The organism is Nonomuraea mangrovi, assembly GCF_042681425.1.
GTDB lineage: Bacteria > Actinomycetota > Actinomycetes > Streptosporangiales > Streptosporangiaceae > Nonomuraea > Nonomuraea mangrovi.
This window is the reverse complement of record NZ_JBHUFV010000105.1, coordinates 23,911-49,614: the sequence shown is the minus strand read 5'-3', so window position 1 is coordinate 49,614 and position 25,704 is coordinate 23,911. Positions and strand designations below refer to the sequence as shown.

General features: G+C 70.5%; 29 protein-coding genes. 13 read left to right on the top strand and 16 right to left on the bottom strand.

Features of this window, described 5'->3' with window-relative positions:
- Positions 1-151: 151 nt before the first annotated feature.
- Positions 152-541 carry a transposase gene (locus tag ACFSKW_RS52725; protein ID WP_379583436.1) on the top strand — a complete coding sequence of 130 codons (390 nt, stop codon included), beginning with the start codon at positions 152-154 and terminating at the stop codon, positions 539-541.
- A gap of 60 nt (positions 542-601) precedes the next feature.
- On the opposite strand, the gene ychF is transcribed toward ACFSKW_RS52725, so the two are convergent.
- A complete protein-coding gene (ychF, locus tag ACFSKW_RS52720; RefSeq protein WP_379583105.1) occupies positions 602-1,696 on the bottom strand; it encodes a redox-regulated ATPase YchF in 1,095 nt (364 codons plus the stop codon).
- Positions 1,697-1,707: 11 nt separating this feature from the next.
- Positions 1,708-2,412: a hypothetical protein gene (locus tag ACFSKW_RS52715; RefSeq protein ID WP_379583103.1), complete on the bottom strand. Its 705-nt coding sequence runs from the start codon at positions 2,410-2,412 to the stop codon at positions 1,708-1,710.
- A 114-nt stretch (positions 2,413-2,526) separates the two neighbouring features.
- On the opposite strand from ACFSKW_RS52715, the gene ACFSKW_RS52710 reads away from it, so the two are divergent.
- Complete coding sequence (locus ACFSKW_RS52710; protein WP_379583101.1) at positions 2,527-3,783, top strand: DNA recombination protein RmuC; 1,257 nt, start codon at positions 2,527-2,529, stop codon at positions 3,781-3,783.
- Positions 3,784-3,823: 40 nt separating this feature from the next.
- Positions 3,824-4,348, top strand: a complete 525-nt coding sequence (locus tag ACFSKW_RS52705; protein ID WP_379583099.1) for a DUF6542 domain-containing protein — start codon at positions 3,824-3,826, stop codon at positions 4,346-4,348.
- Between the two features lie 204 nt (positions 4,349-4,552).
- On the opposite strand, the gene ACFSKW_RS52700 is transcribed toward ACFSKW_RS52705, so the two are convergent.
- The gene (locus ACFSKW_RS52700) at positions 4,553-5,512 is read right to left on the bottom strand and encodes a 4-hydroxy-3-methylbut-2-enyl diphosphate reductase (RefSeq protein WP_379583097.1); all 960 of its coding nucleotides are present in this window, start codon (positions 5,510-5,512) and stop codon (positions 4,553-4,555) included.
- A 100-nt stretch (positions 5,513-5,612) separates the two neighbouring features.
- Between ACFSKW_RS52700 and ACFSKW_RS52695 the strand changes: the two genes are divergently transcribed.
- From ACFSKW_RS52695 to ACFSKW_RS52685, 3 genes are all read left to right on the top strand, one after another.
- Complete coding sequence (locus ACFSKW_RS52695; RefSeq protein ID WP_379583095.1) at positions 5,613-6,797, top strand: hypothetical protein; 1,185 nt, start codon at positions 5,613-5,615, stop codon at positions 6,795-6,797.
- A gap of 28 nt (positions 6,798-6,825) precedes the next feature.
- A complete protein-coding gene (gene xseA / locus ACFSKW_RS52690) occupies positions 6,826-8,109 on the top strand; it encodes an exodeoxyribonuclease VII large subunit (protein WP_379583093.1) in 1,284 nt (427 codons plus the stop codon).
- Between the two features lie 476 nt (positions 8,110-8,585).
- Positions 8,586-8,819 carry an exodeoxyribonuclease VII small subunit gene (locus ACFSKW_RS52685; protein WP_379583091.1) on the top strand — a complete coding sequence of 78 codons (234 nt, stop codon included), beginning with the start codon at positions 8,586-8,588 and terminating at the stop codon, positions 8,817-8,819.
- 8 nt (positions 8,820-8,827) lie between these two features.
- On the opposite strand, the gene ACFSKW_RS52680 is transcribed toward ACFSKW_RS52685, so the two are convergent.
- Positions 8,828-9,238, bottom strand: coding sequence for a nitroreductase family deazaflavin-dependent oxidoreductase (locus ACFSKW_RS52680; RefSeq protein ID WP_379583089.1), 411 nt, complete (start codon positions 9,236-9,238; stop codon positions 8,828-8,830).
- Between the two features lie 84 nt (positions 9,239-9,322).
- Between ACFSKW_RS52680 and ACFSKW_RS52675 the strand changes: the two genes are divergently transcribed.
- Entirely contained in the window at positions 9,323-9,910 is a 588-nt protein-coding gene (locus ACFSKW_RS52675) for a TetR/AcrR family transcriptional regulator (protein ID WP_379583087.1), read from the top strand.
- Positions 9,911-9,957: 47 nt separating this feature from the next.
- Here ACFSKW_RS52675 and ACFSKW_RS52670 read toward each other — a convergent pair whose 3' ends face one another.
- Genes ACFSKW_RS52670 through ACFSKW_RS52660 form a run of 3 tightly spaced genes read right to left on the bottom strand, consistent with a single transcriptional unit; the run spans position 9,958 to position 11,765 of the window.
- Positions 9,958-10,545, bottom strand: a complete 588-nt coding sequence (locus ACFSKW_RS52670) for an MBL fold metallo-hydrolase (RefSeq protein ID WP_379583085.1) — start codon at positions 10,543-10,545, stop codon at positions 9,958-9,960.
- Positions 10,546-10,587: 42 nt separating this feature from the next.
- Positions 10,588-11,142, bottom strand: coding sequence for a DUF4245 domain-containing protein (locus tag ACFSKW_RS52665; protein WP_379583083.1), 555 nt, complete (start codon positions 11,140-11,142; stop codon positions 10,588-10,590).
- A gap of 11 nt (positions 11,143-11,153) precedes the next feature.
- Positions 11,154-11,765 (bottom strand): TetR/AcrR family transcriptional regulator, encoded by a 612-nt coding sequence (locus tag ACFSKW_RS52660; protein ID WP_379583081.1) that lies wholly within the window; start codon positions 11,763-11,765, stop codon positions 11,154-11,156.
- Positions 11,766-11,847: 82 nt separating this feature from the next.
- Here ACFSKW_RS52660 and glpX point away from each other — a divergent pair, with 82 nt between their 5' ends.
- A complete protein-coding gene (glpX, locus tag ACFSKW_RS52655; RefSeq protein WP_379583079.1) occupies positions 11,848-12,879 on the top strand; it encodes a class II fructose-bisphosphatase in 1,032 nt (343 codons plus the stop codon).
- A gap of 53 nt (positions 12,880-12,932) precedes the next feature.
- Here the strand turns inward: glpX and ACFSKW_RS52650 are convergent, their stop codons facing one another.
- Positions 12,933-13,571, bottom strand: coding sequence for a DUF1707 SHOCT-like domain-containing protein (locus ACFSKW_RS52650; protein WP_379583077.1), 639 nt, complete (start codon positions 13,569-13,571; stop codon positions 12,933-12,935).
- 113 nt (positions 13,572-13,684) lie between these two features.
- On the opposite strand from ACFSKW_RS52650, the gene ACFSKW_RS52645 reads away from it, so the two are divergent.
- The 3 genes from ACFSKW_RS52645 (at position 13,685) to ACFSKW_RS52635 (ending at position 15,812) form a co-directional block, all read left to right on the top strand.
- Positions 13,685-14,590, top strand: coding sequence for an ABC transporter ATP-binding protein (locus ACFSKW_RS52645; RefSeq protein ID WP_379583076.1), 906 nt, complete (start codon positions 13,685-13,687; stop codon positions 14,588-14,590).
- Positions 14,587-15,348: an ABC transporter permease gene (locus ACFSKW_RS52640; RefSeq protein WP_379583074.1), complete on the top strand. Its 762-nt coding sequence runs from the start codon at positions 14,587-14,589 to the stop codon at positions 15,346-15,348. Before ACFSKW_RS52645 ends, ACFSKW_RS52640 begins: the two co-directional genes overlap by 4 nt.
- 149 nt (positions 15,349-15,497) lie before the next feature.
- Positions 15,498-15,812 carry a Rossmann-fold NAD(P)-binding domain-containing protein gene (locus ACFSKW_RS52635; protein WP_379583073.1) on the top strand — a complete coding sequence of 105 codons (315 nt, stop codon included), beginning with the start codon at positions 15,498-15,500 and terminating at the stop codon, positions 15,810-15,812.
- Between the two features lie 85 nt (positions 15,813-15,897).
- Here ACFSKW_RS52635 and ACFSKW_RS52630 read toward each other — a convergent pair whose 3' ends face one another.
- Positions 15,898-16,725, bottom strand: coding sequence for an aldo/keto reductase (locus ACFSKW_RS52630; RefSeq protein WP_379583071.1), 828 nt, complete (start codon positions 16,723-16,725; stop codon positions 15,898-15,900).
- Between the two features lie 123 nt (positions 16,726-16,848).
- Between ACFSKW_RS52630 and ACFSKW_RS52625 the strand changes: the two genes are divergently transcribed.
- Positions 16,849-17,526, top strand: coding sequence for a DUF998 domain-containing protein (locus ACFSKW_RS52625; RefSeq protein ID WP_379583069.1), 678 nt, complete (start codon positions 16,849-16,851; stop codon positions 17,524-17,526).
- Positions 17,527-17,529: 3 nt separating this feature from the next.
- Here the strand turns inward: ACFSKW_RS52625 and ACFSKW_RS52620 are convergent, their stop codons facing one another.
- Positions 17,530-18,126: a TetR/AcrR family transcriptional regulator gene (locus tag ACFSKW_RS52620; protein ID WP_379583067.1), complete on the bottom strand. Its 597-nt coding sequence runs from the start codon at positions 18,124-18,126 to the stop codon at positions 17,530-17,532.
- Between the two features lie 163 nt (positions 18,127-18,289).
- Here ACFSKW_RS52620 and ACFSKW_RS52615 point away from each other — a divergent pair, with 163 nt between their 5' ends.
- Positions 18,290-19,450, top strand: coding sequence for an MFS transporter (locus ACFSKW_RS52615; protein ID WP_379583065.1), 1,161 nt, complete (start codon positions 18,290-18,292; stop codon positions 19,448-19,450).
- A gap of 50 nt (positions 19,451-19,500) precedes the next feature.
- Here the strand turns inward: ACFSKW_RS52615 and iolD are convergent, their stop codons facing one another.
- Genes iolD through ACFSKW_RS52585 form a run of 6 tightly spaced genes read right to left on the bottom strand, consistent with a single transcriptional unit; the run spans position 19,501 to position 25,686 of the window.
- Entirely contained in the window at positions 19,501-21,309 is a 1,809-nt protein-coding gene (gene iolD / locus ACFSKW_RS52610) for a 3D-(3,5/4)-trihydroxycyclohexane-1,2-dione acylhydrolase (decyclizing) (RefSeq protein ID WP_379583063.1), read from the bottom strand.
- On the bottom strand, positions 21,306-22,124 hold the full coding sequence (iolB, locus tag ACFSKW_RS52605) for a 5-deoxy-glucuronate isomerase (protein ID WP_379583061.1): 819 nt from the start codon (positions 22,122-22,124) through the stop codon (positions 21,306-21,308). The genes iolD and iolB overlap by 4 nt, the downstream gene beginning before the upstream one ends.
- Positions 22,121-22,984: a Cgl0159 family (beta/alpha)8-fold protein gene (locus ACFSKW_RS52600; protein ID WP_379583059.1), complete on the bottom strand. Its 864-nt coding sequence runs from the start codon at positions 22,982-22,984 to the stop codon at positions 22,121-22,123. Before ACFSKW_RS52600 ends, iolB begins: the two co-directional genes overlap by 4 nt.
- Positions 22,977-23,903, bottom strand: a complete 927-nt coding sequence (iolC, locus tag ACFSKW_RS52595) for a 5-dehydro-2-deoxygluconokinase (protein WP_379583057.1) — start codon at positions 23,901-23,903, stop codon at positions 22,977-22,979. Before iolC ends, ACFSKW_RS52600 begins: the two co-directional genes overlap by 8 nt.
- Entirely contained in the window at positions 23,900-24,751 is an 852-nt protein-coding gene (locus ACFSKW_RS52590) for a TIM barrel protein (RefSeq protein ID WP_379583055.1), read from the bottom strand. The genes iolC and ACFSKW_RS52590 overlap by 4 nt, the downstream gene beginning before the upstream one ends.
- Positions 24,748-25,686 carry a Gfo/Idh/MocA family protein gene (locus tag ACFSKW_RS52585; protein WP_379583053.1) on the bottom strand — a complete coding sequence of 313 codons (939 nt, stop codon included), beginning with the start codon at positions 25,684-25,686 and terminating at the stop codon, positions 24,748-24,750. Before ACFSKW_RS52585 ends, ACFSKW_RS52590 begins: the two co-directional genes overlap by 4 nt.
- Positions 25,687-25,704 lie beyond the last annotated feature (18 nt).

The following is a 25,704-nucleotide window of genomic DNA, read 5'->3' as shown; positions in this document are numbered from 1 at the left end:
CTTAGTGCCCGTGTACAAACTGATCCCTGAGCCCGGTGCATGAGGCGGCAAATGGGCAAAATGGCGACATAGCGCGAATCTTCAGCGACATAGAGCGACCTTCCAGTAGCAACGGTGGTGATCGAAGCCCCATCGCCAACCGGAAGGCACCCTGGGCCTGCTGCCGGTCGTCATCGTCACCGCCGCCAGCGTCCAGGACCGCGACGGCGCCAAGCCCGCGCTGGAACGCCTGCGCGACTGGTACGAGCGGATCGCGCTGATCTGGGCCGACAGCGCCTACGCGGGCAAGCTTGTCACCTGGGCCAGGAAGCACGTCCGGCTCACCCTGGAGATCGTCAAACGCAGCGACGACGTCAGCGGCTTCGTGGTCCTGCCCCGCAGGTGGGTGGTGGAGAGGACGCTGTCGTGGATCTCCCAGCGCAGGCGGTGTGTACGTGACTATGAACGGTTATCCGAGCACCACGAGGCCATGGTCCTGTGGGCGATGATCATCCTCATGGGACGACGGCTCGCGCGATCCGCCTCTCCCAAGTCGCCCTGACGATCAGTTTGTACACGGGCACTCAGGAGCCTATGGGCGCGTACGAGCCCTGTCACAAGATTACTTTTTGGAACCAGAGGTTAGTCCGCTGCGGAACTCCACGACGTCGCCGTCACGCATCACGTAGTCCTTGCCCTCGATGCGGGCCTTGCCCGCCGACCGGGCGTTGGCGATGGACCCCGCGCCGACCAGGTCGTCGAAGGACACGACCTCCGCCTTGATGAACCCGCGTTGGAAGTCCGTGTGGATGACGCCGGCGGCCTCGGGGGCCGTGGCTCCCCTGCGGATCGTCCACGCCCGCGTCTCCTTGGGCCCCGCCGTGAGGTAGGTCTGCAGCCCCAGCGTCTCGAACCCGACCCGGGCAAGCTGCGACAGCCCCGACTCCTCCTGCCCCACCGACTGCAGCAGCTCCAGCGCCTCCTCGTCGGAGAGCTCCACCAGCTCCGACTCGATCTTGGCGTCGAGGAACACCGCCTCGGCGGGCGCCACCAGCTCCGAAAGCTGATCCCTGAGCGCGGTGTCGACGAGCTCGTCCGCGTCGAGGTTGAAGACGTAGAGGAACGGCTTGGCCGTCAGCAGGTGGAGGTCGCGAAGCTCGTCACGGTCGAGCCCGCTCTCGAAGATCGTCTTGCCGGTCTCCAGCACCTTGAGCGCCGTCTCGGCGGCGTCGAGCGCCGCCTTCTTGTCCTTGTTGACCCGCGCCTCCTTCTGCAGGCGCGGGATGGCCTTCTCGACCGTCTGGAGATCGGCCATGATCAGCTCGGTGTTGATCGTCTCGATGTCGCGCCTGGGCGAGATCTCGCCGTCGACGTGCGTGACGTCGGGGTCGCTGAAGACACGGATGACCTGGCAGATCGCGTCGGTGTCACGAATGTTGGCCAGGAACTGGTTGCCCCTGCCCTGCCCCTCGGACGCGCCGCGCACGAGGCCCGCGATGTCGACGAACTCGACCTTCGCGGGCAGGATCTTGGCGGAACCGAAGATCTCAGCCAGCTTGGCCAGGCGGTCGTCAGGCACGCCCACGATGCCCACGTTCGGCTCGATCGTGGCGAACGGATAGTTGGCCGCGAGAGCGTTGGCGCTCTTGGTCAGCGCGTTGAAGAGGGTGGACTTGCCGACGTTTGGCAGGCCGACGATGCCGATACTGAGGCTCACGTGGCCCGAGTTTACCTGGCCATGAGATGCAAGCAGGTCACCGGCCGATACGCCCCCCTGGCCGTGACATAGCGATCGGAACCCGAAGGACAGTCACCACCCGACCTGCCGAAAGCGGTCACGCGGGCCCACGACGCGCGCGACCCGCAGGCGACCCTGCGCACCTTCTCATCGACGCACGCGCCCTCGGCCAGCACGCCGCCACCGGAGCCCAGGCACGCCACCTGACCCTCCATCGCGAGCGCGTCGACCGTTCCGCGCGGGCAGTCGCCCATGCGCGAGACCACGGCCAGGGCCTTGCCGTACCAGCCGGAGGTGGAGCACGGCAGCTCGCGGCCGGCACGGTCGAGGCAGTCGCCGGCGCGGAGCAGCCCGCCGCCCGCGCCACGGGCGCCCGGGTGGGGTTCGACGAAGTACTGCAGGCAGGCGATCCTGCCCCTGCCGACACGGGCGATCTCGTCGGTGTCGGCGGGGCAGTCCCGCGGCCCGCGTTCCATGGCGAGCACCTCGGCATGGCCGCCGTTGCACGCCGTGAGGTCGAACCTCGCTCCGGCCTTGCTCACGCACGCGCCGGGCCTCCAGACCAGCGCGTGCGGCACGGACGAGTTCGACGCCACGGTGCGCGCCCCGTCACGGCCGCGGGCGGCGATGACCGCCCCTGCCGCCGCGACCACGAGCGCCGCGACGACGGCCGTGGCGGCGAGTGCGACCATCATCCTCGAACCCGTAACCATATGGGTACTGTGAGTGACGCGGACCGTCGGCACAAGCGGAATGCGGCAGGCGTGTCGGCAGGACCCGTGCGGCCGCCCCCTGGAAAGATGCGAACAATGGATGTCGTCTCGCTGCTCATCGGCCTCGCACTCGGACTGGCGATCGGCTTCTTGCTGGCAAGGACCCGCGCGGCCGTACGCGTGGCGGAGGCCGACGCCCGCGCCAAGGCCGCCGCCGACAAGCTCGTCTACGTCGAGGAACAGCTGGCCGAGCGCTTCCAGGCGCTGTCGACGCGGGCGCTCGACGTCAACAACATCCGCTTCCTGGAGTTGGCCGAGACCCGCATGGCCGCCAGCCGCGCCGAGGCGACCGGCGACCTCGACCAGCGGAGGCAGGCGGTCGAGCACCTGGTCGACCCGCTGAAGGACCTGCTGGCGCGGGTGGAGGCCCAGCTGCGCGACACCGAGTCGGGCCAGCGCGCCGCCAGGGCCGAGCTGGCGCAGCAGATGGAGTTCGTGCGCCAGAGCAACGAGCAGCTCCGCTCCCAGACGACCGCCCTGGTCAGGGCTTTGCAGCGGCCCGAGGCCAGAGGCAGGTGGGGCGAGCTCCAGTTGCGCAGGGTCGCCGAGATCGCGGGGATGCAGCGCTTCTGCGACTTCGACGAGCAGGTCGTCGAAGGGCCCCATCGGCCCGACATGGTCGTACGGCTGGCGGGCGGCAAGAACATCATCGTCGACTCCAAGGTCTCCCTGGCCGCCTACCTGGAGGCGGCCGAGGCCGGCGACGAGAGCCTCGCCACCGTCCGCCTCGACGCCCACGCCAGGCACGTCCGCGAGCACATCGACCGCCTCGCCGCCAAGGCCTACTGGCAGTCGTTCAACCCCTCACCCGAGTTCGTGGTGCTGTTCATCCCCGGCGAGGCGTTCCTCGCACCTGCTCTGGAACGCGACCCCGGGCTGCTGGAGTACGCGATGAGCAAGCGCGTCCACATCGCCACCCCCACCACGCTGATCACGATGCTCCGCACCGCCCACTACGCGTGGCAGCAGGCCGCGCTCAGCGAGAACGCCCGCGCGGTCTTCGAGCTCGGCAAGGAGCTGTACGAGCGGCTGTCCTCCCTCGGCCGCAACGTCGAGTCGCTCGGCAAGGCGCTCAGCAGGGCCGTGGAGGGCTACAACAAGACGGTCGGCTCGCTGGAGAGCAGAGTGCTGGTCACGGCCCGCAAACTGCACGATCTGGGCGTCGTGGACGGAGATCTCGACTCCCCCGAGATGCTGGAAGGCCTCCCGAGGCCGCTCGCCTCACCCGAACTGCTCGAAACCTCATCTCTGATAACTCACGCGAACGGTAAGTTGGCTGGCGACCTGTCCTGACGCACGATGAAGGTAGGTCGCCGGTAAAGGGGGCGGGCTCATGGGTGACAAAGGCAGGCGTCCGGCTGTCAGGCTGACCGCCCGCGGCGCCATCGCGTTCGTCCTCATCGGCACGTTGGCCGGGTACATCCTCGCCGCACTGCTCATCATGCCGATCCTGGTCGGCCTCGCGTTCATCGGCTCGTGCCTGGTCGCCGTCCTCCTCGTCAACCCGCGCGAGCTGCTGTCGCTGGTGGTCACGCCGCCGCTGGTGTTCTTCGGCGCCACGCTCATCGTCGAGCTGGGGCGGGCGCTCGGCAAGGGCTCACTGGCGCAGGCGCTCGCACTCGGGCTGTTCACGTCCCTGTCCGCCGGGGCGCCGTGGCTGTTCGCGGGGTCGGCGCTGGTGCTCGCCATCGCGTGGAAGCGCGGGCTGACGGGCAACGTCAGGGAACTGCGCGACGAACTGCGGACCGGCGTGGACATCCCCCGCCCCCGCGCGCCCAAGGACCAGAGCTTCGCGCCGGAGCCCGAGGGCTACTTCGAACCCAAGGTGTACGGCACGCCCCGCTCCCTCGACGAGTGACCGCCCCTCCGACACGGCCCGCCGTACGCACGTGGTTGTGGACGGCCGACGTCTGCCTCGTGGAGGGACGGTCGCACGCGGAGATCTCGCGTCCCGCTCCTGCCGGCGGCCTGCGCCGAGGGCCGAACGAACCCGGGACACGAGTCTTCTGAAGCTCACCGGTCGGGGTGACGCCCTCGAAGGGGTCACCCCGCCCCGGGAACGTCAGCCGACGCGCAGGTCCTTGCGGAGCTCGTGCGGCAGGGCGAAGCGCATGCTCTCCTTCACCGACTCGACCTCCTCGACGTCGTCGAAACCGTGCCCGGCCAGGTACGCCAGCACCCCTTCGACCAGGTCCTCGGGCACCGAGGCGCCGCTGGTCACGCCGACGGTTGTGACCCCGTCGAGCCACTCGTCCTGGATGAAGGAGGCGTTGTCCACCAGGTAGGACGCCGCGCCGAACCCCTTCGCCACCTCGACCAGGCGCTTGGAGTTGGAGGAGTTGTCCGAGCCCACCACGATGACGAGCTGGGCCTGGTCCGCGATCTCCTTCACCGCGACCTGGCGGTTCTGCGTGGCGTAGCAGATGTCGTCGCTCGGCGGGTCGATGAGCGTGGGGAAGCGCTCCTTGAGCTTGGTGACCGTCTCGATGGTCTCGTCGACGGAGAGCGTCGTCTGGGAGAGCCACACCAGCTTGCTCGGGTCCTTCACCTCGATACGGTCGACGGAGTCGAGGCCGTCGACGAGCTGGATGTGGTCGGGCGCCTCACCCGCGGTGCCCTCGACCTCTTCGTGGCCCTCGTGCCCGATGAGCAGGATGTCGTAGTCCTGGCTCGCGAACCGCTTGGCCTCGTTGTGGACCTTGGTGACGAGCGGGCAGGTGGCGTCGATGGTGCGTAGTTGCCGCTGCTCTGCCTCGGCGTGGACCATCGGGGAGACCCCGTGCGCGGAGAAGACCACGATCTCGCCCTCGGGAACCTCGGCGGTCTCCTCGACGAAGATCGCGCCGCGTTCCTCGAGCGTTTTGACGACGTGGGTGTTGTGCACGATCTGCTTGCGCACGTAAATGGGCGCGCCGTACTGTTCGAGGGCCTTTTCGACCGCCTCGACGGCACGGTCCACTCCAGCACAGTAACCGCGCGGTTTGGCTACGAGTACACGTCGGGCGGGGGTCTTTGGCTCCATGTTCCTATGCTACGTGGAAGAGGCCACCCAGCCCGCCCGTGCACGCGTGCGCGGAAGTTTGCCAGACTGGCCGCCCACAACAGACCTCCCAGGAGCCGGCATGTCTCTCAGTGACGTTGTCCGCAACATCGCTAAAACTGTCACCAATCGTGAAGAGCTCAAGGAGAAGGCCAAGGACATCCCGCTCTTCTTCATCCAGACCACGCTGAGCGCCGCGGGCCAGGCGCTGCTTCTCGCCGACCGTGTGAAGAACGCCGTCAAGGGGCTGGGAAGCAAGGAGGAGGACGAGAGCGAGCGTCCCACGGCGGCGGCGCAGCAGGTGTCCGCGACGGACACGGTCGAGGAGGACAAGCCCGCGCGCAGGGAGCCTGTCATCTTCGCGCCGCGCAAGGACAAGACCGAGGCGGAGCGCCCCGAGCCGGTCATCTTCACGCCGTCGCAGGAGACGTCCGCGAACGGCTCCGCCACCAGGACCGCCACGCCCGCCGCGCAGCCCGCCCCCGAGGCCTCGCCGAGCTCCGAGCCCGCGACCGAGGCCGCCGTCGCGACCGAGGCTGCGAGCGCGGCCGCCGTCGCACCCGAGGCTGCGGCCGAGCCCGCGAGCGCGGCCGCCGTCGCGCCCGAGGCTGCGGCCGAGCCCGCGAGCGCGGCCGCCGTCGCGCCCGAGGCTGCGGCCGAGCCCGCGAGCGCGGCCGCCGTCGCGCCCGAGAGCGCCGCCGCGTCCACCGTGAAGGCCGCCGAGCCGGTGGCCGAACCCGAGCCCGCCGAGCCCGCGGCCAAGGTCGCCGAGCCCGTGAAGACGGAGCCCGAGCCCGCGAAGGCGGAGTCCGAGCCGGCGAAGGCGAAGTCCGCCGCGAAGGCCGAACCCGCCGCCGAGGCCGAGCCCGCCGCGAAGCCCGCCGCGAAGCCCGCCAAGCCGAGGGCCAGGTCCGCGAAGGCGCCGAAGGCCGCCGCGCCCGAGGCCGTCGCCGAGCCGGCGGCCGAGTCCTCGGTGGAAGCCGCTATGGAGCCCGCCAAGGCGGAGGCCGAGGACGGCGAGCTGGCGAAGGCGGCCAAGGCCACCACCTCCGCCGCCGAGGCCGCCGAGGCTGTCGAGACGGGCGAGCTCGCCGAGCCGCTGGCCGGGTACGCCGACCTCAGCGTCGCCTCGCTGCGCGCCAGGATGCGCGGCAAGTCCGTCGCCCAGATCGGGGAGCTGCTCGCCTACGAGAAGGCCACCACGGCCCGCGCGGACGTCATCCGCATGTTCGAGAACCGCCTCGCCAAGCTGGAAGCCGCCGAATAGTCGGTAGCGACCCATAGCCTTCGTTGTCATGAGCGCGAAAACCACGCCGGAGCAACCCCTGCCGGTCCGCACGGTCCTGCAGATGGTCGCGGGATGGATCGGCAAGCTCGGCACGGTGTGGGTGGAGGGCCAGATCACCGAGCTGACCGCGAGGGGCGGCACGGTGTTCATGACGCTGCGCGACCCCGTCGCCAACGTCTCCGCCAGGGTGACCTGCCCGCGCGGGGTCTACGAGGCCGCGATGCCCCGTCCGGCCGACGGGGCTCGGGTCGTGGTCAACGTCAAACCCGACTTCTGGGTCAACCGCGGCTCCTTCGCCTTCACGGCGCTGGAGATCCGCCCGGTCGGCGTGGGCGAGCTGCTGGCCAGGCTCGAACGGCTGCGCCAGGTGCTGGCCGCCGAGGGGCTGTTCAGCGCCGACCGCAAGCGACGTCTGCCGTTCCTGCCCGGCACGATCGGCCTGATCTGCGGGCGCGACTCGGCGGCCGAGCGCGACGTGCTGGAGAATTCCCGCCGCCGATGGCCCGCCGTGCGGTTCAAGGTGGAGCAGGTGGCCGTGCAGGGGCCGTACGCGGTCGGCGAGGTCACCGAGTCGTTGCGAAAGCTCGACGCCGACTCCGAGGTCGACGTCATCGTCATCGCGCGTGGCGGCGGCTCGCTCGAGGACCTGCTGCCGTTCTCCGACGAGTCGCTGGTGCGCGAGGTGTCGGCGTGCCGTACCCCCGTGGTCAGCGCCATCGGTCACGAGCAGGACAGCCCGCTGCTGGACCTGGTCGCCGACGTTCGCGCGTCCACACCCACCGACGCGGCCAAGAAGGTCGTGCCCGACGTCGGCGAGCAGCTCACGCTCATCCGGCAGTTGCGCGACCGCGGGCGGCGGGTGATGGGCGGGTGGCTCGACAGGGAGATGGCGTGGCTCACCTCGGTGCGGTCCCGTCCGTCGCTCGCCGACCCCGTGCGCGAGCTCGAACGGCGCGCCGAGCAGGTCGACGCGTTGCGCGAGCGCGCCAGGAGGGTGATGGGCGGCTCCCTCGACCGTGCCGCCGACGACCTCACCCACCTGCGCGCCAGGCTGGTCGCGCTGTCCCCCGCCGCGACGTTGGAGCGCGGCTACGCGATCGTGCAGCATCCGTCGGGAGACGTCGTACGGCTGGCGCGCGACGTTTCGCCGGGCGACCGGCTGACGATCCGCCTCACGGACGGCCGAGTCCCGGTCACCGCCGACCCCTCCGACGGGAGCTCCCCCACCCCGGACTCCCCCGCGGATCCCGCACCCCCTACCGAGCCCGCGGATCCCGCCGGCGAAACCTGACGGACATCCCAGGCGGGATCGGCCCACCCCGGCGTGCCCGCGGACAGGGCCGATCCCCCGACCAGGCCGGCCTGCACGCTCCCAGCCGGGGTCAGCCGACCCGGCCTGCCGATCTCACGAAGTCCACGGGCCTCGCCGCGGTCCCGACGGAACCGGCGAGCGTCGAGACCGCTCGCGGGAGGCGCGGCAGGCCGGGTCGGCCCCGCCGAGTCCTGCCCACCAGGGCCGACTCGGCACGCGCCGCAGGCGAGTCACGCCCACGCGCCCTCCTCCGGAGCACCCAGGGGACCCGCCGGACCGCCGAAGGGACGTCGGTGGAACTTCCACATGCCCTCCCCTGAAGCGCCCAGGGTCGAGCTGAGGGGAGATCGGCGGGCCCTTCCACGCGGCGGCGGTAGCAAGCCGACCTCGCCGTTCTTCGTCCCGGCGTGGGGTCGTGGGGCGATTCTGTCGGGTGCGCGCCCTAGGGTGGTGCGGTGGCTAAGAACGAGACGCCGTCGTACGAGCAGGCCCGCGAGGAGCTGACCGAGGTGGTGCGCCGCCTCGAGACCGGCGGCCTCACCCTGGAGCAGTCGATCGAGTTGTGGGAGCGCGGCGAGAAGCTGGCCGCGATCTGCGAGGAGTGGCTGCAGGGTGCCAGGGTGAAGCTGGCCGCCGCCATGGCGCGCAGGGCCGAGCCCACGCCGCAGGACGACGACCGCCCCTTCTAGCGGGGATCTCAGGTGGCGCGGTTGAGTGCCACCACGGGGATGCGGCGCGCGGTCTTGGCCTCATAGTCGGCGAAGGTGGGCGCGATGGCGACCATCTCCGCGTAGAGGCGGTCCCGCTCGTCGCCCTCGATCAGCTCGGACGTGGCCGCGAAGGTCTCGGTGCCGAGTTCCACGGTGACGTCCGGGTTGGCGAGCAGGTTGTGATACCAGGCGGGGTGGCTGTCCGCGCCCGCGTTGGACGCGATGATGACGACCCTGTCGCCGTCGCGCACGTACATCACCGGCGTCGTGACGCGCCTGCCGCTCTTGGCGCCCGTTGTGGACAGCAGAACCAGGGATGAGCCCTGGAAGTGGCCGCCGACCAGGCCTCCGTTCGCGCGGAACTCCTCAATGATCTTCTGGTTGAACTCAGACGGCATGCGCAGCCTCCCCATAAGCGGAAATCTCTCCGGTTCCGTAGAATAACCGGAGAGATCTCCACTTACAAGGACTAGGATGCAGCGATGACCCGTGAACTGCCGATCGCAGGGCAGCCCCCCGCCGAACGGGCGGACGCCGCGCGCAACAGGCAGAAGATCATCGAGGTGGCGGCGCGAATGATCGCGACGCACGGCGCGGAGAACCTCTCCCTCGACGAGGTGGCGCGCGAGGCGAATGTCGGGGTCGGCACCGTCTACCGCCGCTTCGGCGACCGCTCGGGGCTGATCTACGCGCTCATCGACGCGGGAGAACGGGAGTTCCAGGCCGCTTTCCTGACGGGCCCGCCGCCTGCCGGCCCCGGCGCGCCGCCCGCCGAGCGGATCCGCGCCTTCCTGCACACGCTGATCGACAGGAAGGTGTCGCAGCGTGAGCTGTTCCTGCAGTTGGAGGCGGGCCCGCCCAAGGCGCGGTTCGGCGGGCCGTACAGGCTCCACCACACGCACCTGGCCACGCTGCTCGCCCAGGTCCGGCCCGAAGCGGACGCGCGCTTCCTCGCCGACGCGCTGCTCGCGCCGATCAACGCGTGCCTGATCAGCCACCAGCAGTCCGAGCGCGGGATGACCGCCGACGCGATCAAGGCGGGCATGGACGACCTGCTGCGCCTGCTGTGAACGTCCCGCGCCTTCGCCGAACAGGCCTGGCGGCGGCGTGAACAGGGTCAGGCGCTCTCGCCGGGGGCGAGCCGGCGGTAGCAGCCGGTCTCCGCTTGCAGCCACGCGTTCAGGCTGCTGAGCCCTCGTTCGTTGACCTGCCCGTCGTGGATGCCGAACGCCCGCTCGGGCCGTACCGCCTTGACGAAGTCGATCGCCTCCGCCGTCTTGAGCCACGAGCCCTGCAACGGCACCAGCAGCGTCTCCACCGGCCCCTCGGGAACGTGCACGGAGTCGCCAGGGTGGTAGGCGGCCTCCTCGACGACGTACCCGAGGTTGGGGCAGTCCGGTTCGCCGCCGTAGATGAGCGCGTGCCGCCCGCCGACCGCCCGCACCCTGAATCCCGCCGCGGTGAACTCCTCGTCCACCCCCACCGGCGTGTACGGCAGGCCACGCAACGACCGCGGCCCGAACACCGGCACGCCCGCCCCGAGCAGGCGTAACACGTCGATGTGGTCGCCGTGCTCGTGCGTCACGAGGACCGCGTCGGCCCCGTCGAGCGCTAAGGGTTCGCTCCACACGCCGGGGTCGATGACCAGCACCCGGCCGTCCTGTTCGAGCCGGATACACGCATGCGTGTATTTGGTGATCTTCATGTGCTCAGCAGAGCACATTCCCTGGCACGCCGAACAGGCGTGTCAGTTGGCGGGTTTGGGCTGCTGCTTCAGGGTGGACGCGAGCGTGGTGAGCTCGGGCCAGTCGGCGGTGCCTGTGACCATCAGCGTGGTGTCGGGCAGGAAGCGGACCAGCGTGCGCTGGTTCTTGTCCTCGCGGAACCGCTTCTCCCAGTTGGCTCCGGCGATCTGCACGGTTCCGATGGACTTGTCGGAGTTGGCGATCCGGCTGGCGAACGCGGCAGGAGGCTTCTCCGCGCCCTGGACGATCATCGCGTGGTGGCGTTCGTCCTCGGCGTCGGGCGCGGTGGCGTAGCCGATCGACAGCACGGACGAGTTGTTGGCTCCCTTGGCGATCCTGTTGCTGTTGGGGATCCAGTCGGCGGGGTCCTTGGCGGGCGCCCACACCTCGTACGGCACCGACCTGTTGTAGTTGGCCACCGTGATCGTGTAGTCGAGGCGGGGGACGTGCTGGCCCTCCCTGCCCGTGGGCGCGGTCACCACGATGATCACGGCGAGCGCCAGGCAGACGAAGAGGGCGAACGCGTAGCCGTAGAAACCTTGAGTGAACCGTCGCACGAATGGCGAGGTTACCCGGTGGAGGTGCCGCCCGCCGAAGTGACCGGCCTGATCCGCCCGATGATGGCCAGCACGTCGTCGGCGAGGCGGCGCGCGGCGGTCTCGTCCTCCGACAGCACGACCTCGGACACGGCGGCGGCGAGCGCGCCCGTCACGACCACGACCAGGGCGCCCTCGTCGTCGTCGAACAGCGCCGCGTTGCGCTTGGCCCAGGTGCGCAGCCTTTCACGCATGATGACCTCGAAGCCGGGGGGCCCGTCGCCGCGCAGGAACAGCGCCGCCAGCTCGCGCTCCTCCAGCGAGCCCGCGAGGTAGGCGTGGGCGGCGGCCAGGAACACCCGCATCGGGTCGGACTCGCCCTCCGCGCGCACCTCGCGCGCCGCCTGCTTGGTGCGCTGGGCCTGACGGGCCTGGAACTCCTCGAACAGCGTCAGGTAGAGGTCGGCCTTGCCGGAGAAGTGGTGGTAGAGACTGCCGACGCTGGCCTTCGCCTTGGCGACCACGTCGGTGACGCCCGCCTCGGCGAACCCCTTCTCGACGAACACCTCGCGAGCCGCGTCGAGTAGGGCCGCGCGGGTGGCGGCACCGCGTCCTGTCGCCAGGCGTTCCACATCGCTGCTCATGGCAGGCACATTATCCTCCGCTGACCGGGCATGGAGGGGCAACTACGATCGAGTCAGTTGTCCCACGAGGAGGCTCATCACCATGTCCGAGACGTCCGTTCCTCCTGCCCTTGCCACGGGCGAGCACGCACCCGACCGCAACTTGGCGCTGGAACTGGTCAGGGTCACCGAGGCGGCCGCGATGGCCGCGGCCCGGTGGGTCGGCCGTGGCGACAAGAACGGCGCCGACGGAGCCGCGGTCAACGCGATGCGCCAGCTCATCAGCACGGTGTCGATGAACGGCGTGGTCGTGATCGGCGAGGGCGAGAAGGACCACGCGCCCATGCTGTTCAACGGCGAGCACGTCGGTGACGGCAGCGGCCCCGAGTGCGACGTGGCCGTCGACCCGATCGACGGGACCAGGCTGACGGCGCTCGGCATGCCCGACGCGATCTCGGTGATCGCGGTGAGCTCGCGCGGCTCGATGTACGACCCGTCCGCCGTTTTCTACATGGAGAAGCTGGTCACCGGGCCTGAGGCGGCCGACGTGGTGGACATCAACGCGCCCGTCGCCGACAACGTCAGAGCCGTGGCCAGGGCGAAGGGCTGCTCCTCCGCCGATGTCACGGTCGTCATCCTCGACCGGCCCCGTCACGAGCAGATCGTCAAGGAGATCAGGGAGACCGGGGCGCGGATCAAGTTCATCACCGACGGCGACGTGGCCGGTGCGATCATGGCCGCCCGCGCGGGCACGGGCGTCGACCTGATGCTCGGCATCGGCGGCACGCCGGAGGGCGTCATCGCCGCGTGCGCGATCAAGTGCCTGGGCGGGGTCATCCAGGGCAAGCTCTGGCCGCAGGACGAGGCCGAGCGGCAGCGGGCCCTCGACGCCGGGCACGACCTGAACAGGGTGCTGACCACGAACGACCTGGTCACCTCGGACGACGTGTTCTTCGCCGCGTCCGGGATCACGCAGGGCGAGCTGATGAGCGGTGTCCGCTTCCGCGGCGGGGTCGCGGTGACGAGCTCGCTGGTCATGCGGGGGCGGTCCGGCACGATCCGCAAGGTGGAGAGCGAGCACCAGCTGTGGAAGCTGCGCGCGTACAGCGCGATCAACTTCGACACGGCGGGCTGAACCATACGTCCGCGCGCCGTCGGCCTCGAACCAGGGGCCGGCGGCGCAGCACGTCAGCGGCGGCGCTTCCGCTTGGGAGGCTCCTTGACCTTGACCTCTCCCAGGAAGTTCGACGTCCGCACCTCGATCACCGGGCAGTCGGGGTCGGCCTGCTCCCGCGTCAGCCGTACCGTCTTGTCCTTCGACACCCGGATGACCTCGACCCCCTCCGGCACGTGGATCTCCAGCCCGCCGAACATCAGCGTCGCGTTGATCACCACCCGCCGGTTCTGCATGATCGCGTCCCGCAGGTCGAGCTTGGTCGTCCCGAACATGGCCGTGACGGGCAGCTCGGCGGGCACCACCCATCGCCCCTCGCGCTGCTCCTGCTTGAAGATCGCGGACACGGGCCGCCCGTCCAGCCTGAACGGTTGCTCGTCGGCGGGCAGCAGGTCGGCGGTCAACCGTGCCAGCTCCCCCAGCGTGCGCGCGTTGTAGAGGGCGGTCAGACGGTCCTCGAACTCGTCCATGCCGAGCCGCCCGTCGGCGACCGCCTCGTTCAGCACCTGCGCCACCCTGTCGCGGTCGGCGTCGGATGCGCGGAGCTCGTGTGGTTGCGGTCCTTCGGCCGGTTTCGGCCGCCGCGCCGAGACGATCTCCTCGGCCAGCCGCTCACCGACCTCCTGCAGGCGGGGAAGCCAACGCTCGTTCACACCATCGACCATAACCGCGCCCGGCCGCCGACGCCGCCCCAAGGTGTTCCCGACGCCCTGTCCATGCCGTCGGTCCCGGGATTCTGTCGGTGGCGTTGCCTATCGTGGCGTCTATGCACGCGATCGTGTTGCACGGTGTGACCAAACGCTACCCCGACGTGACCGCCGTGGACGGTCTCGACCTGGAGGTCCCCGAGGGCATCTGCCTCGGTCTCCTGGGCCCCAACGGCGCAGGCAAGTCCACCACGATGCGCCTGCTCACCGCCCAGTCCCTGGCCGACGAGGGCGAGATCCAGGTGCTCGGCCTGCGCCTGCCAGAGGAGTCGAAACGGGCGAGGGCGCTCATGGGCGTGGTCCCGCAGCTCGACAACCTCGACGAGGAGCTCACCGCCAGGGAGAACCTGGAGGTGTTCGCCCACCTCTACCGCGTCCCCCGCCAGGAGCGGCGTGCCGCCGTCGACAGGGCTCTGAAGATCGCCCAGCTCACCGACAGGGCCGCCACCCGCACCGTCAACCTGTCCGGCGGCATGCGCAGGCGGCTGCTGATCGCCCGCGGCCTGGTCCACCAGCCCAGGCTGGTGCTGCTCGACGAGCCGACCGTGGGCCTGGATCCGCAGGTCCGCCAGGAGCTGTGGTCACTGGTCGTACGGCTGCGCGAGGAGGGCGTCACGACGCTGATGTCCACCCACTACATCGAGGAGGCCGAACGGCTGGCAGACGACTGCGCGCTGATGTCCCACGGCCGCATCGTGGCCAGGGGGTCACCCGAGGAGCTGATCAAGGAGCACGCCGGCGCCGAGGTCGCCGAGCACTACGCATCGCAGCAGCGCCAGGCCGAGATCGCCGCGCTGGCCGCCGCCGCCGGCGTCCCGACCCGCAGGACGGGCCCTTCCATCTCCCTGCTGAAGGCCGACCAGCTGCCCCGCTCGCTGGAGGACGCGCTGGGCGTCCCCAACGTCAGGCGCCCCGCGAACCTGGAGGACGTCTTCGTCGTGCTGACGGGAGAGGCGGTCGAATGATGGAGTTCGCGCCCGTGCGGGCCGTCTGGCGGCGCGAGCTGGCCCTCTACCGCCGCTACTGGGCCTCGACCTCGTTCGCCGCCATGACCGAGCCGACCATCTACCTGCTGGCGTTCGGCTACGGCTTCGGGTCCGTGGTCGGCGCGCTCTACGGCTACGACTACAGGGACTTCGTCGCGACCGGTGTCGTGGCGACGGCGGTGCTGTTCATCGGGGCCTTCGGCGGCATGTTCAACACCTTCATCCGCCGCACGTTCCAGCACACCTACGACGCGATGCTGGCCGCGCCCGTCGATGTCAGGGAGCTGGTGACGGCCGAGGCGTCGTGGCTGGCCGTCAAGGCCGGCGTGTACGGCTGCGCGCCCATGCTGGTCGGCATCGCCTTCGGCCTCGACCCGAGCTGGGGCATGCTGCTCGTGCCGTTCATCGGGTTCCTGACCGGGCTGGTGTTCGCGCTGTTCGGGGTGTGGGTGTCGGCGATCGTGCCGTCGATCAACACCTTCGACTACGTCATCACCGGCGCTCTCACCCCGATGTTCATGGTGGCGGGCACGTTCTTCCCCGTGACGCAGCTGCCCTCATGGGTGGCGACGGTGGCCCAGCTCAACCCGCTCTACCACTGCGTCGAGTTGGTGCGCGGAGCGGTGTTCGGCCGGCTGGGCTTCGACGATCTCGGGCATACGGCGGTGCTCGTGGCCTATGCCGTACTCGTGTGGGCGCTGGCGGTCTGGAAGATGCGTGCCCGCCTGATCGACTGACGCCTCAGGGATCGCCTACGTGGTGGGCAACTCCTTCGTGACGAGTAGCGTTCTCATCGTCGACGGCGGAAGGGGGCTGAAGGCCTGATGCGCACCATCCTCATCACGGGGGCGACCTCGGCAAGGAGCCCATCGACTTCGACGACCCCATGATCACCAGCGGGTACGGCAGGCAGCGCGCCTACAGCCAGAGCAAGCTGGCGCAGATCGCGTTCACGTTCGACCTGGCCGACCGGGTGACGGTCAACGCCCTCCACCCCGCGACGTACATGGACACCGCGATGGTGCGCGAGGCGGGGGCGCCCGTGCTGAGCGACGTCGCGGAGGGCGCCGACGCGACCATGCGGCTGATCGACGAGTCGGCCGGGGAGACGGGGCGTTACTTCGACGGGGTCAGGGAGAGCAGGGCGCACGCGCCTCGCGCACCATCGCGAAGCCAGGCGCCGCCTGCGCGAGCTGAGTGACACCCTCGTCAACCGCGCCCTGTCCTGAAGACCCGCCCGCCCGAAGCCCCCGCCCCCGGAGTGGGACCGCATTCGAGGGTGGGGGTCAGGTGAGGGTGGAGAGCTCGTCGTACTGGGCGTCGGTCAGGGTCACCCGCAGGGCCCCGACGTTCTCCTCCAGGTGCGCGACCGACGACGTCCCGGGGATCGGGACCATCGTGGAGGACCGGCGCAGCAGCCAGGCCAGCGCCACCTGCGCCGGAGTGGCGCCCGCCGCGGAGGCGATCGCGGCCAGCGGGCTGTCGGGGCGGGCGTGGTCGCCGGTGGCGATCGGGAAGAACGGCACGAACGCGATGCCCTCCTTCTCCGCGTAGTCGACCACGTCCTCGTGCTCGCGGGTGGCCAGGTTGTACATGTTCTGCACGGCCGCGATGGGCGCGATCGCGGTGGCCTCGGCGAGCTGGCCGACGCTCACCTCCGACAGGCCGATGTGCCGGATCTTGCCCTCCTGCCGGAGCTCGGCCAGCGCCCCGATCTGGTCGGCGAGCGGCACCTGGGGGTCGACACGGTGGAGGTAGAACAGGTCGATCCGGTCGAGGCGCAGGCGGCGCAGGCTCAGCTCGGCCTGCTGCTTCAGGTACTCGGGCCTGCCGAGCGGTACCCACGCCTCGGGGGTCGGCCTGGTCACACCGGCCTTCGTGGCGATCACGAGGTCGTCGGCATAGGGGTGCAGGGCCTCGGCGATCAGCTCCTCGTTGGCGCCCAGAGAGTAGGCGTCGGAGGTGTCGACGAAGTTCACGCCCAGCTCGACCGCGCGCCTGAGCACCGACAAGGCGCTCCGGCGGTCAGCCGGTCCTTGCCAGATGGCCGGGTCCGCCAGGCGCATCGCGCCGTACCCGATGCGGGTCACGTCAAGGTCGCCATCGATGTTCATGATCTCTCCTCAATTACTTGAACTCTCATGGAACTTAGCGAGACTTTCTTGAGAGTTCAAGTAGAGGGAATCGATCACGATCCCCGTCCGTTGGAACCGGCACAACCCCCGAAAGGAGCGGACGTGCACGGACCCGCACGAGCAGGACTGGCCGCCGTGGCGGCGGGCGCCGTCGTCATCGTCGGGCTGGACGTCGCCTACCTCGGGGAGATCAACCCGCTCCGCCGGACGATCAGCGAGCACGGGCTCGGCGACCAGGGCTGGATCTTCGGCCTCGGGGTGGCGCTGCTGGCCGTGGGGTCCCTGGCGATCGGGGTGTCGCTGCTGCGCAGACGACTGGCGGGCGCGCTCGGCCTGGTCGCGCTCGCGGGCTGGAGCCTGGGCCTGCTGGTGGTGGCGTGGTTCCCGAAGCACGACTGGTCGGTGGGCCCCAGCGTGAGCGGCAGCATCCATCGCGTGGGCAGTTTCGTCGCGTTCCTGTGCCTGCCCGTGGCGGCGATGCTGATCGCGCGGACCTGGCGCAGGCGCCCTCGGGCCGCGCTGGCCGCGTTCCTCCTGGGCGGCGCGTCGCTGCTGTGGGTGGCGGGCATCGCGACGATGATCGCGATCGGCAACAGCAACGGCATGGCATGGTGGCGGGTGATGCCGCTCGGCCTCGTCGAGCGGGGACTGGCGGTCACCGAGGTGGGCGCGCTGATCGCACTGGGAGTGTGGGCGGCCTCAAGGGCGGTGTCGAACGGCCCGGCGCCCCTCAGGACCGCCGATGTCACGGCGGGGCGCGCCACCGAGGCCCGCGGGTAGGGGTCAGGCGGGTTTCAGGCTCTCGATCAGGTCGTCGACGTAACCTCTGAAGAGCGTCGCCATGTCCACCTGTTCGGGGTCGATCAGCCACTGCGTCTGCAGGCCGTCCATCATGGCGATCACCCGGTCCGCGTGCGCCTCCGCGTCGAGGTCGGCGCGGAACTCGCCGCTGTCGGCCGCTCGCCGCAACGCGTCGGCCAGGGCCTGCCGTAGCCGCCGATAGCGGGCCCGCGCCCACGCGTGACCCGGATGGTCGGCCGTGACAGCCTCCCCGCTGATCACCGAGAAGAGCTGGACCAGCCCGGGAACCCTGGAGTTGTAGTCGACCACGTCGGCCAGCGCCCGCAGCGCCGCCACCCCGCCCGCCTTCTCCAGGTCGAACCGGCGCGCGTCGACCTCGTCGCGGTACTCCAGGACGGCGACGAGCAGCAGTTCCTTGCTCTTGAAGTGGTGGAGCAGCCCCGCCTGCGTGAGCTCGGCGCGCTCGGCGATCCTGGCGAGCGAGGCGCCGCGATAGCCGTGCTCCGCGAACTCCTGGAGAGCGAGGGCGAGGATCCGCTCGCGCCTCGCCTCGCCTGACGCATATCCCCGTCGCCGCACCCGCACACCCTAACAGGATCACGAAATGGCCAAAAACCTACCGACCGATTGGCTTTCGAGCGTATGGAGAACGCGCCACCGATCGACGGGGATCTAGCGAAGAGGACGAGCCGGGGACTAACCTGACGCAGCCTCATGTTTCCCCCCGAGCAGGGAGGTATCCGTGCGTCACCGCTCGGCCAGAATGGCCACGTTCGCGGTCTTCGCCGTGCAGGGTCTCAGCTTCGCGACGCTCCTGACCCAGGTCGCAGCCCTGCAGAACAAGCACGGTCTCAGCGAAGGCGACCTCACCCTACTCCTGCTCGTGGTCCCCGTGCTGGCAGGGGCGGGCAGCGTCATGGCCGGCACCCTCGCCGCGCGCAAGGGCAGCAAATGGCTGCTGCGGCTGGCACAGCCCGCGGTGGCCGTGTCCGTGGTCGCCGCCGGGCTCGCCGCCGACGTCCCGCAGCTGGTGGCCGCACTGGTCCTGTTCGGGCTGGCGGTCGGCGCCGTCGACGCGGGCATGAACATGCAGGGCGTGGCCGTCGAGCGGCTCTACGGCAGGGCGGTGCTCAACGGCTTCCACGCGGCCTGGAGCGCGACCAGCCTGGCAGGGGCGCTGTGGGTGTCGCTGGCCAACGGGCTCGGCCTCACGCTTCCCGTGATGATGGCCATCCCGATGGCCCTCGCCGTCGCGGGCTCGCTCCTGGCCGCGCCGCACCTGTGCACGATCGTCGAGGAGAAGGTCCCGGCGGAGGCCAAGGCCGTGTCGGGCCGCGTCCGATGGGGGCCGATCATCCCTCTCTGCCTCGCGATGGGCTTCCTGTACGTCGGGGACGCCGCCGTCTCCAACTTCCACGGCGTCTTCATGGAGAACATCCTGTCGGCGAGCGCCAGCGTCGCGCCGCTGGCGTACGGGGCCTACCAGGCGGCCACCCTCCTCGTACGGCTCGGCGGCGACCTCACGGTGCGGCGGTACGGCCCGGCGGCGATCGTGCGCATCGGCGGCGTGATCGCGACGCTCGGGTTCGCCGGAGTGGTGTTCGCGCCCTCCCAGCCCTTGGCGATCGTGGCGTTCGGGCTCACGGGGATGGGGCTCGCCGTGGTGGCGCCGCAGTCGTTCTCCGCGGCGGGACGGTTGGATCCGGCCGGGACCGGGGTGGCGATCGCCCGGGTCAACCTGTTCAACTACGTCGGCTTCATCGTGGGGGCGGCGCTGGTGGGCGGCATCGCCGACTCCACGGACATGCGGGTGGCGTTCGGGGCGCCGCTGCTGCTGGCGGGGGTGATCGTGGTGCTGGCTCGGGGCTTCGAACCGCGCCCCCAACCGCAGCCCACGGCCTGACGGTGACGAGGGCCGGAAGGGACCGGCGCGGGTCCCTTCCGGTGGCCGGGTCACAGGTAGGGGCGCTGGTGGCGTTTGGCCTCCATGTAGCGGTCACGGATCTCGCCGGGCTCGTCGGCGACCGGCACGTCCCACCACGCCCCCGACGGAGGCGCCGACCCCCCTGGGAGGGTCTCCACGTACACCACCGTCGTCCTGGCCGCCTCCCGCGCCTTCACCAGCGCCGCCCGCAGCGACTCCCGGTCGTCGGCCCTGAGCACGTCGGCGCCCAGGCTGGCCGCGTTGGCCGCCAGGTCGACCGGCAGGTAGGCCCCGTCGAGCCGCCCCGAAGGCCCCCGCATGCGATAGGCGGTGCCGAGCCGCCTCGCCCCGACGGACTCCGACAGGTTGCCGATGGAGGCGAAGCCGTGGTTGTCCACCAGGACGATGACGAGCTTCACCTCCTCCTGGACAGCCGTGGCGATCTCCTGCGCCATCATCAGGTACGACCCGTCGCCGACCAGGACGAAGACCTCACGCGATGGCGCCGCGAGCTTGACGCCGAGCCCGCCCGCGATCTCGTAGCCCATGCAGGAGTAGCCGTACTCGACGTGGTAGCCCTTCACGTCGCGCGGCCTCCACAGCCTGTGGAGGTCGCCGGGCATCGAGCCCGCCGCGTTCACCACGACGTCGGTCGGGTGCATGGCCTCCCACAGCTCCTCCAGCACCGCCTCCTGGGTGAGCGAGGCGTCCGCGCTGATCGAGGACCACCAGGCGGAGGCCAGCGAGCCCGCCCGGCTGGTCCACTCGGGGTCGGCCCGCCAGCCGGGCACGGTCAGCGACTCGAGGGCGGAGCGGGCGTCGGCGACGAGCATGACCGCGCCGTTCTTGGCCGCGTCGAACGAGGTCACGTTGACGTTGAGGAAGCGGGCTTCGCCGAACAGCGTCCGTGAGGCCGTGGTGAAGTCGGTGTACCGGGTTCCGATGCCGATGACGAGGTCGGCCGTGCGGGCCAGTTCGTTGGCGGCCGCCGTACCGGTGTGCCCGACGGCGCCGACGGCCAGCGGCGAGTCCCACGGCATCGCGCCCTTGCCCGCCTGCGTCTCGGCCACGGGCACGCCGTAACCGGCGGCGAAGGCGCGCAGCGCGTCGGTCGCGCCGCTGTAGATCACGCCGCCGCCGGCGACGATGAGCGGGCGCGAGGAGGAGCGCAGCACCTCGGCCGCACGGGACAGCGCGGCAGGCTCAGGCGCGGGGCGCGCCACGTGCCAGACCCGCCGCTCGAAGAGCTCGTCGGGCCAGTCGTAGGCCTCGGCCTGCACGTCCTGGGGCAGTGCGAGGGTGACCGCGCCGGTCTCGGCGGGGTCGGTGAGCACCCGCATGGCCTGCATGAGCGCGGAGGGAAGCTGCTCGGGCCTGTTGATCCGGTCGAAGTAGCGCGAGACCGGCCTGAACGCGTCGTTCACGCTGACGTCGAGGGAGCGCGGATCTTCGAGCTCCTGGAGTACCGGGTTGGCGACCCTGGTGGCGAAGATGTCGCCGGGCAGCAGCAGCACGGGGATGCGGTTGATGGTGGCCAGGGCCGCGCCCGTGACCATGTTCGTCGCGCCGGGGCCGATGGAGGACGTGCAGGCGAAGGTCGACATCCTGTCACGCATCCTGGCGAACCCGACGGCCGTGTGGACCATCGCCTGCTCGTTGCGGGCCAGATAGTACGGCAGCGCGACGTCCTGCGTGGCCAGGGCCTGGCCGATCCCCGCCACGTTGCCATGGCCGAAGATCCCGAAACAGCCCTCGATCAGCCGGTGCTCGACGCCGTCACGCTCGGAGTACTGCTGGGCCAGGAAGCGCACCAGCGCCTGGGCCACCGTAAGTCTCATCTGTTCCTCCCGAACGGCAGCCTGGGATCGACCTGCTGCTGCTCCCACGTGCCGCGGATCCAGGCATGACGGGGGTCGTCGCAGAAGGCCATCGAGCGCTCCTGCGCGGGGCCCGCCAGCACGTTGAGGTAGTAGAGGTCGTAACCGGGCGGCGCCATCGACGGGCCGTGGTAGCCGCGCGGCACCAGCACCACGTCGCCCGACGACACCTCGGCCATCACCTCGTGCCCGCCGTAGACGCGCTGGTAGCCGGGGCCGCCCTCGAAGTAGTAGATCTCTTCCAGCACCGCCTCGTGCTCGGAGGCGGTGTCGTGCTTGTGCGGAGGGTAGGACGACCAGTTGCCCTCGGGCGTGAGCACCTCGACGGAGACGAGCTTGTCGCACTCGAAGGCGTCGGGGGCGCAGAAGTTGTTGACCTGGCGGGAGGCCTGTCCCGCGCCCCGGATCTCGACAGGGACCTTCTCGGCGGGGCCGTACCGGACGGGGAAACGCCGGGTGGCGACCGCGGACGGCAGCGCGAACCTGCCCTCGCCGCCGATCCTGACCTCGGCGTTGATGGGCAGGTAGGCGAAGTCGGTGACGGAGGCGAAGACGGAGCGCCGTCCTTCGAGGGCCAGCCGGACGCCGTCGGCCTCCACCATGCACGAACCGGACAGCGGCAGCACCAGCATCTCCTCCGAACCCGTCGTGAAGGAGACGGTCTCCCCCGACAGGTTCAGCGTGCGCAGCCCCGAGTAGGTCCATCCGGCCGACTCCGGGGTGATCTCCAGTGCCCACGGCGAGCGAGCGGTGCTGCCTGCCGGGATGAACGTCATGAGACCTCCAGCATCGCGACGGCGGTGTCGACGGCGGCGGCGACGTCGTCGTCGGGCGGGTAGAGCAGGGCGCGGCCGACCACGAGCCCGCGCACGCCGGGCAGCCGCAGAGCCTTGCGCCACGCCGCGTACGCCAGGTCGGGGGTGTCGCCCGGGTCGCCGCCGAGCAGCAGCGTCGGCAGCGTGGTCGCCCGCATGACGCGCTCCATGTCCTCGACGACGGGGATCTTCAGCCAGGTGCGGGCCGAGGTGGTGCCGAGCGCCTGGCCGACGTTGATCGCCCTGATGACGCCCTCGGGGGTCAGGTCGTGACCCGAGCGCCGCGACCAGAACGGCTCGACCATGGCCACGAGTCCCTCCCCTGCCAGCTCGCTGACCGCCTGGGAGCAGGCGGACAGCGTGGCCGCGGTGCCTGGCTCGTCGATGGCGATCCTGCACAGCATCTTGCCGCCGTCGAGCCGCATGCGCACGATCGAGGCCGTGTCGTAGGCGGTGAATCTGTCGTCGAACTCGAACACCGCGCCCTGGATGCCGCCGCGGTTCATCGAACCGATGACCACCTTGTCGTCGAGCTCGCCGAGCAGCAGCAGGTCCTCGACGATGTCGGGGGTGGCCAGCAGGCCGTCCACGCCCGGTCTTGCGAGCGCGGTGCGCAGGCGGTCGAGCAGCTCGACGCGGCTGCCCATGGCCAGCGGCCTGCCGCCGACGCCGAGCGCGCCGCGCGCGGGATGGTCGGCGGCGATGATCATGAGCTGGTCACGTTCGCCGAGCAGCGGCCTGCGCCTGCGGACCGCGGCCGCCTGCGCGACCTGCTCGGGATGGCGGGCCCTGATCTCCTGGATCTGCCGGTAGTCACCCATGCGCGAGCACCTCCTCGACGGTGGGCATCGCGGGGGCGCAGGCCAGCCGCCCCGCCACGATCGCGCCCGCCGTGTTGGCGAAGCGCAGCGTCCGATCCAGCGGCCAGCCCGCGAGCAGCCCGTGGCAGAGGGCGCCGCCGAAGGCGTCGCCCGCGCCGAGCCCGTTGACGACCTCGACCTCGACGGGCGGGACCTCGACGCTCTCGGTGGCGGTCATGCCCACCACGCCCGCGCTCCCGCGCTTGATCACCGCGAGCTCGACGCCCGCCTCGAGCAGGATCCGGCCCGCCTTGTACGGCTCCCGCGTCCCGGTCGCCACCTCGACCTCGTCCACGTTGCCCACGGCCACGGTGACGTGCCCGAGCGCCCTGCGCACCTGGTGCGCGGCGTCCTGGGCCGAGCTCCAGAACATCGGCCGGTAGTCCAGGTCGAGCACCGTGTGGCTCTTGCGCCCTCGCGCCTCCCACGCGGCGAAGTGAGCGGACCGCGAGGGCTCCTCCGACAACCCTGTGACCGTCGCCCAGAACAGCCTGGCGTCGGCGAGCGCGTCGAACGGCAGCTCCTCAGGATGGATCACCAGGTCGGGAGCCTTGGGAAACCGGTAGAAGTACAGCGGGAAATCCTCGGGAGGCCGGATCTCGCAGAACGTCACGGGCGTCGGCAGGCCGTCCACCTCCGTCACGAACGAGTCGTCCACGCCGTAGGAGCGCAGCGCGTCGTGGACGAAGGCGCCGAACGGATCGGCGCCCGTCCTGGTGATCACCGCGGCGCGTTCGCCGAGCCTCGAGGCGGCGACCGCGACGTTCGTCGGCGAGCCGCCCAGGTACTTGCCGAAGGTCTCGACCTCCCGCAGCGAAACGCCGATCTGAAGGGGATACACATCCACCCCGACCCGTCCCATCGTCAGGACGTCGATCATGCGAGGCCTTCCAGGTAGGCGATGCTCTGCCGGACCCCGTCCAGCGGGTCGTCGCCGTCGTCCGAGAGCACCACGTCCTGTTCCATGACGTACCAGCCTTCGTAGCCGCTCTTGTCCAGCGCCGCCACGATGCCGGCGATGTCGACGTCCCCCTGCCCGAGCGGACGGTAGATCCCGAGCGTCACCGCCTCCGTGTAGGTGAGCCCGCCGTCGGCGACCCGCGCCGCCAGCGTGGTGTCGACGTCCTTGAGGTGGACGTGCGCGATCCGGCCCGGATCCCTTCTGGTCAGCTCCAGGGGGTCGGTGCCGCCGATCAGCAGGTGCCCGGTGTCCAGGCACAGCGGCACGGCCGAGCCGTCCACGACTCTCTCGACGTCCTCCCGCGTCTCGACCATGGTCCCGACGTGCGGATGGAGGGTCACCTTACGGCCGAAGTCGCGTCCTTCGGCGGTGATCCTGTCCAGGTTCTCCAGCAGCGTCTTCCACCCCGTGGCGTCGAGTTCAGGCCGCTGGTCGTAGCCGTCGGCACCGCTGTCGGCGGCCAGCACCATGACCTCGACGTCGCCCTCGGCGAAGTCGCGCATGCGGGCACGCATCCCCGGCAGCGGGTCGTGGCCCGGCTCGTGCAGCACGCAGGGCAGGAACCCGCCGACGGCCCGCAGGCCGTACTCCTCCAGCAAGGCCCTCCTGTGCGTGGGCGAGGGCGGCAGGAAGCCCTCGGGGCCGAGCTCGGTGGCGGTGAGCCCGAGCGAGCGCATCTCGGCGAGCACCCGCTCACGGTCCAGCTGGTGACCCCAGCCGGGCACCTCGCACACGCCCCACGAGATCGGTGCTCCGGCGATCTTCATCGGCTGACCTCCTTGACGGCGACGACACGGCCTTCCCTGCGTGACCTCTCCGCGGCTTCCGCGATGTAGAGAGCGGCGAGCGCGTCCTCGATGGTGCAGGGGCTCGTGTCACCGGTGAGGAAGCCGTCGATCTCCGCCACGTAGGCGGCCCTGAACCGGGTGACGAAGTCGGGCCACGGCTCCCCGGGCGGCTGCAGACCCTCCGCGCTGGTCAGCGGGGCCCGCGGGTCGAGGCCGACGACCTGGGTGCGGCGGGTGCCCGCCAGCTCCATCCGGACGTCGTAGCCCGCGCCGTTGTACCTGGAGCCCTGGAGGGTGACCAGGGTGCCGTCGTCGAGCGTGAGCAGGGCCGCGCTGGTGTCCACGTCTCCTGCCTCCTTGAAGAAGTCCGCGCCTCTGTTGGCGCCCGTGGCGTAGACGGTCGCCACCTCCCGGCCCGTCACCCAGCGCAGGATGTCGAAGTCGTGGATGTGGCAGTCCCTGTAGATTCCCCCTGACATCGGGATGTACTCGGCGGGCGGGGGCGCGGGGTCGGCGGTCAGCAGGTGGACCCTGTGCAGGTCGCCGAGCTCACCCGCGCGCAGCGCTTCGGCCGCGGCGACGTAGCCGGGGTCGAAGCGGCGTTGGAAGCCGATCTGCACCCTGTTGCCGGCGCTCGCCTTGAGCACCTTCAGCGTCTCCTCCACCGTGGGAGCGACCGGTTTCTCGCAGAACACCGGAATCCCGAGCCGGCACGCCTTGATCAACAGGTCGGCGTGGGTGCTCGTGGGCGTGGCGATGACCAGCGCGTCGGCCTCGAACGGGTCGCCCTCCCTCCCGTAGGGGGAGCTGCGCACCGGATCCCACACGATCAGGTCGTCCACCAGCGGGTGCGCGGTCAGGGTTTCGGCATGAAAAGCTCCGATCCTGCCTAAACCAAGCAGACCGACACGCATGACGCCTCCAAGGAGTCG

What these genes read in the sequence shown, in the direction of transcription:
- ACFSKW_RS52715 (WP_379583103.1), bottom strand. Translation starts at nt 2,412, where the DNA reads ATGATGGTCGCACTCGCCGCCACGGCCGTCGTCGCGGCGCTCGTGGTC.
- ACFSKW_RS52710 (WP_379583101.1), top strand. Translation starts at nt 2,527, where the DNA reads ATGGATGTCGTCTCGCTGCTCATCGGCCTCGCACTCGGACTGGCGATC.
- ACFSKW_RS52705 (WP_379583099.1), top strand. Translation starts at nt 3,824, where the DNA reads ATGGGTGACAAAGGCAGGCGTCCGGCTGTCAGGCTGACCGCCCGCGGC.
- ACFSKW_RS52700 (WP_379583097.1), bottom strand. Translation starts at nt 5,512, where the DNA reads ATGGAGCCAAAGACCCCCGCCCGACGTGTACTCGTAGCCAAACCGCGC.
- ACFSKW_RS52695 (WP_379583095.1), top strand. Translation starts at nt 5,613, where the DNA reads ATGTCTCTCAGTGACGTTGTCCGCAACATCGCTAAAACTGTCACCAAT.
- xseA (WP_379583093.1), top strand. Translation starts at nt 6,826, where the DNA reads ATGAGCGCGAAAACCACGCCGGAGCAACCCCTGCCGGTCCGCACGGTC.
- ACFSKW_RS52680 (WP_379583089.1), bottom strand. Translation starts at nt 9,238, where the DNA reads ATGCCGTCTGAGTTCAACCAGAAGATCATTGAGGAGTTCCGCGCGAAC.
- ACFSKW_RS52675 (WP_379583087.1), top strand. Translation starts at nt 9,323, where the DNA reads ATGACCCGTGAACTGCCGATCGCAGGGCAGCCCCCCGCCGAACGGGCG.
- ACFSKW_RS52670 (WP_379583085.1), bottom strand. Translation starts at nt 10,545, where the DNA reads ATGAAGATCACCAAATACACGCATGCGTGTATCCGGCTCGAACAGGAC.
- ACFSKW_RS52660 (WP_379583081.1), bottom strand. Translation starts at nt 11,765, where the DNA reads ATGAGCAGCGATGTGGAACGCCTGGCGACAGGACGCGGTGCCGCCACC.
- glpX (WP_379583079.1), top strand. Translation starts at nt 11,848, where the DNA reads ATGTCCGAGACGTCCGTTCCTCCTGCCCTTGCCACGGGCGAGCACGCA.
- ACFSKW_RS52645 (WP_379583076.1), top strand. Translation starts at nt 13,685, where the DNA reads ATGCACGCGATCGTGTTGCACGGTGTGACCAAACGCTACCCCGACGTG.
- ACFSKW_RS52640 (WP_379583074.1), top strand. Translation starts at nt 14,587, where the DNA reads ATGATGGAGTTCGCGCCCGTGCGGGCCGTCTGGCGGCGCGAGCTGGCC.
- ACFSKW_RS52635 (WP_379583073.1), top strand. Translation starts at nt 15,498, where the DNA reads ATGATCACCAGCGGGTACGGCAGGCAGCGCGCCTACAGCCAGAGCAAG.
- ACFSKW_RS52630 (WP_379583071.1), bottom strand. Translation starts at nt 16,725, where the DNA reads ATGAACATCGATGGCGACCTTGACGTGACCCGCATCGGGTACGGCGCG.
- iolD (WP_379583063.1), bottom strand. Translation starts at nt 21,309, where the DNA reads ATGAGACTTACGGTGGCCCAGGCGCTGGTGCGCTTCCTGGCCCAGCAG.
- iolB (WP_379583061.1), bottom strand. Translation starts at nt 22,124, where the DNA reads ATGACGTTCATCCCGGCAGGCAGCACCGCTCGCTCGCCGTGGGCACTG.
- ACFSKW_RS52600 (WP_379583059.1), bottom strand. Translation starts at nt 22,984, where the DNA reads ATGGGTGACTACCGGCAGATCCAGGAGATCAGGGCCCGCCATCCCGAG.
- iolC (WP_379583057.1), bottom strand. Translation starts at nt 23,903, where the DNA reads ATGATCGACGTCCTGACGATGGGACGGGTCGGGGTGGATGTGTATCCC.
- ACFSKW_RS52590 (WP_379583055.1), bottom strand. Translation starts at nt 24,751, where the DNA reads ATGAAGATCGCCGGAGCACCGATCTCGTGGGGCGTGTGCGAGGTGCCC.
- ACFSKW_RS52585 (WP_379583053.1), bottom strand. Translation starts at nt 25,686, where the DNA reads ATGCGTGTCGGTCTGCTTGGTTTAGGCAGGATCGGAGCTTTTCATGCC.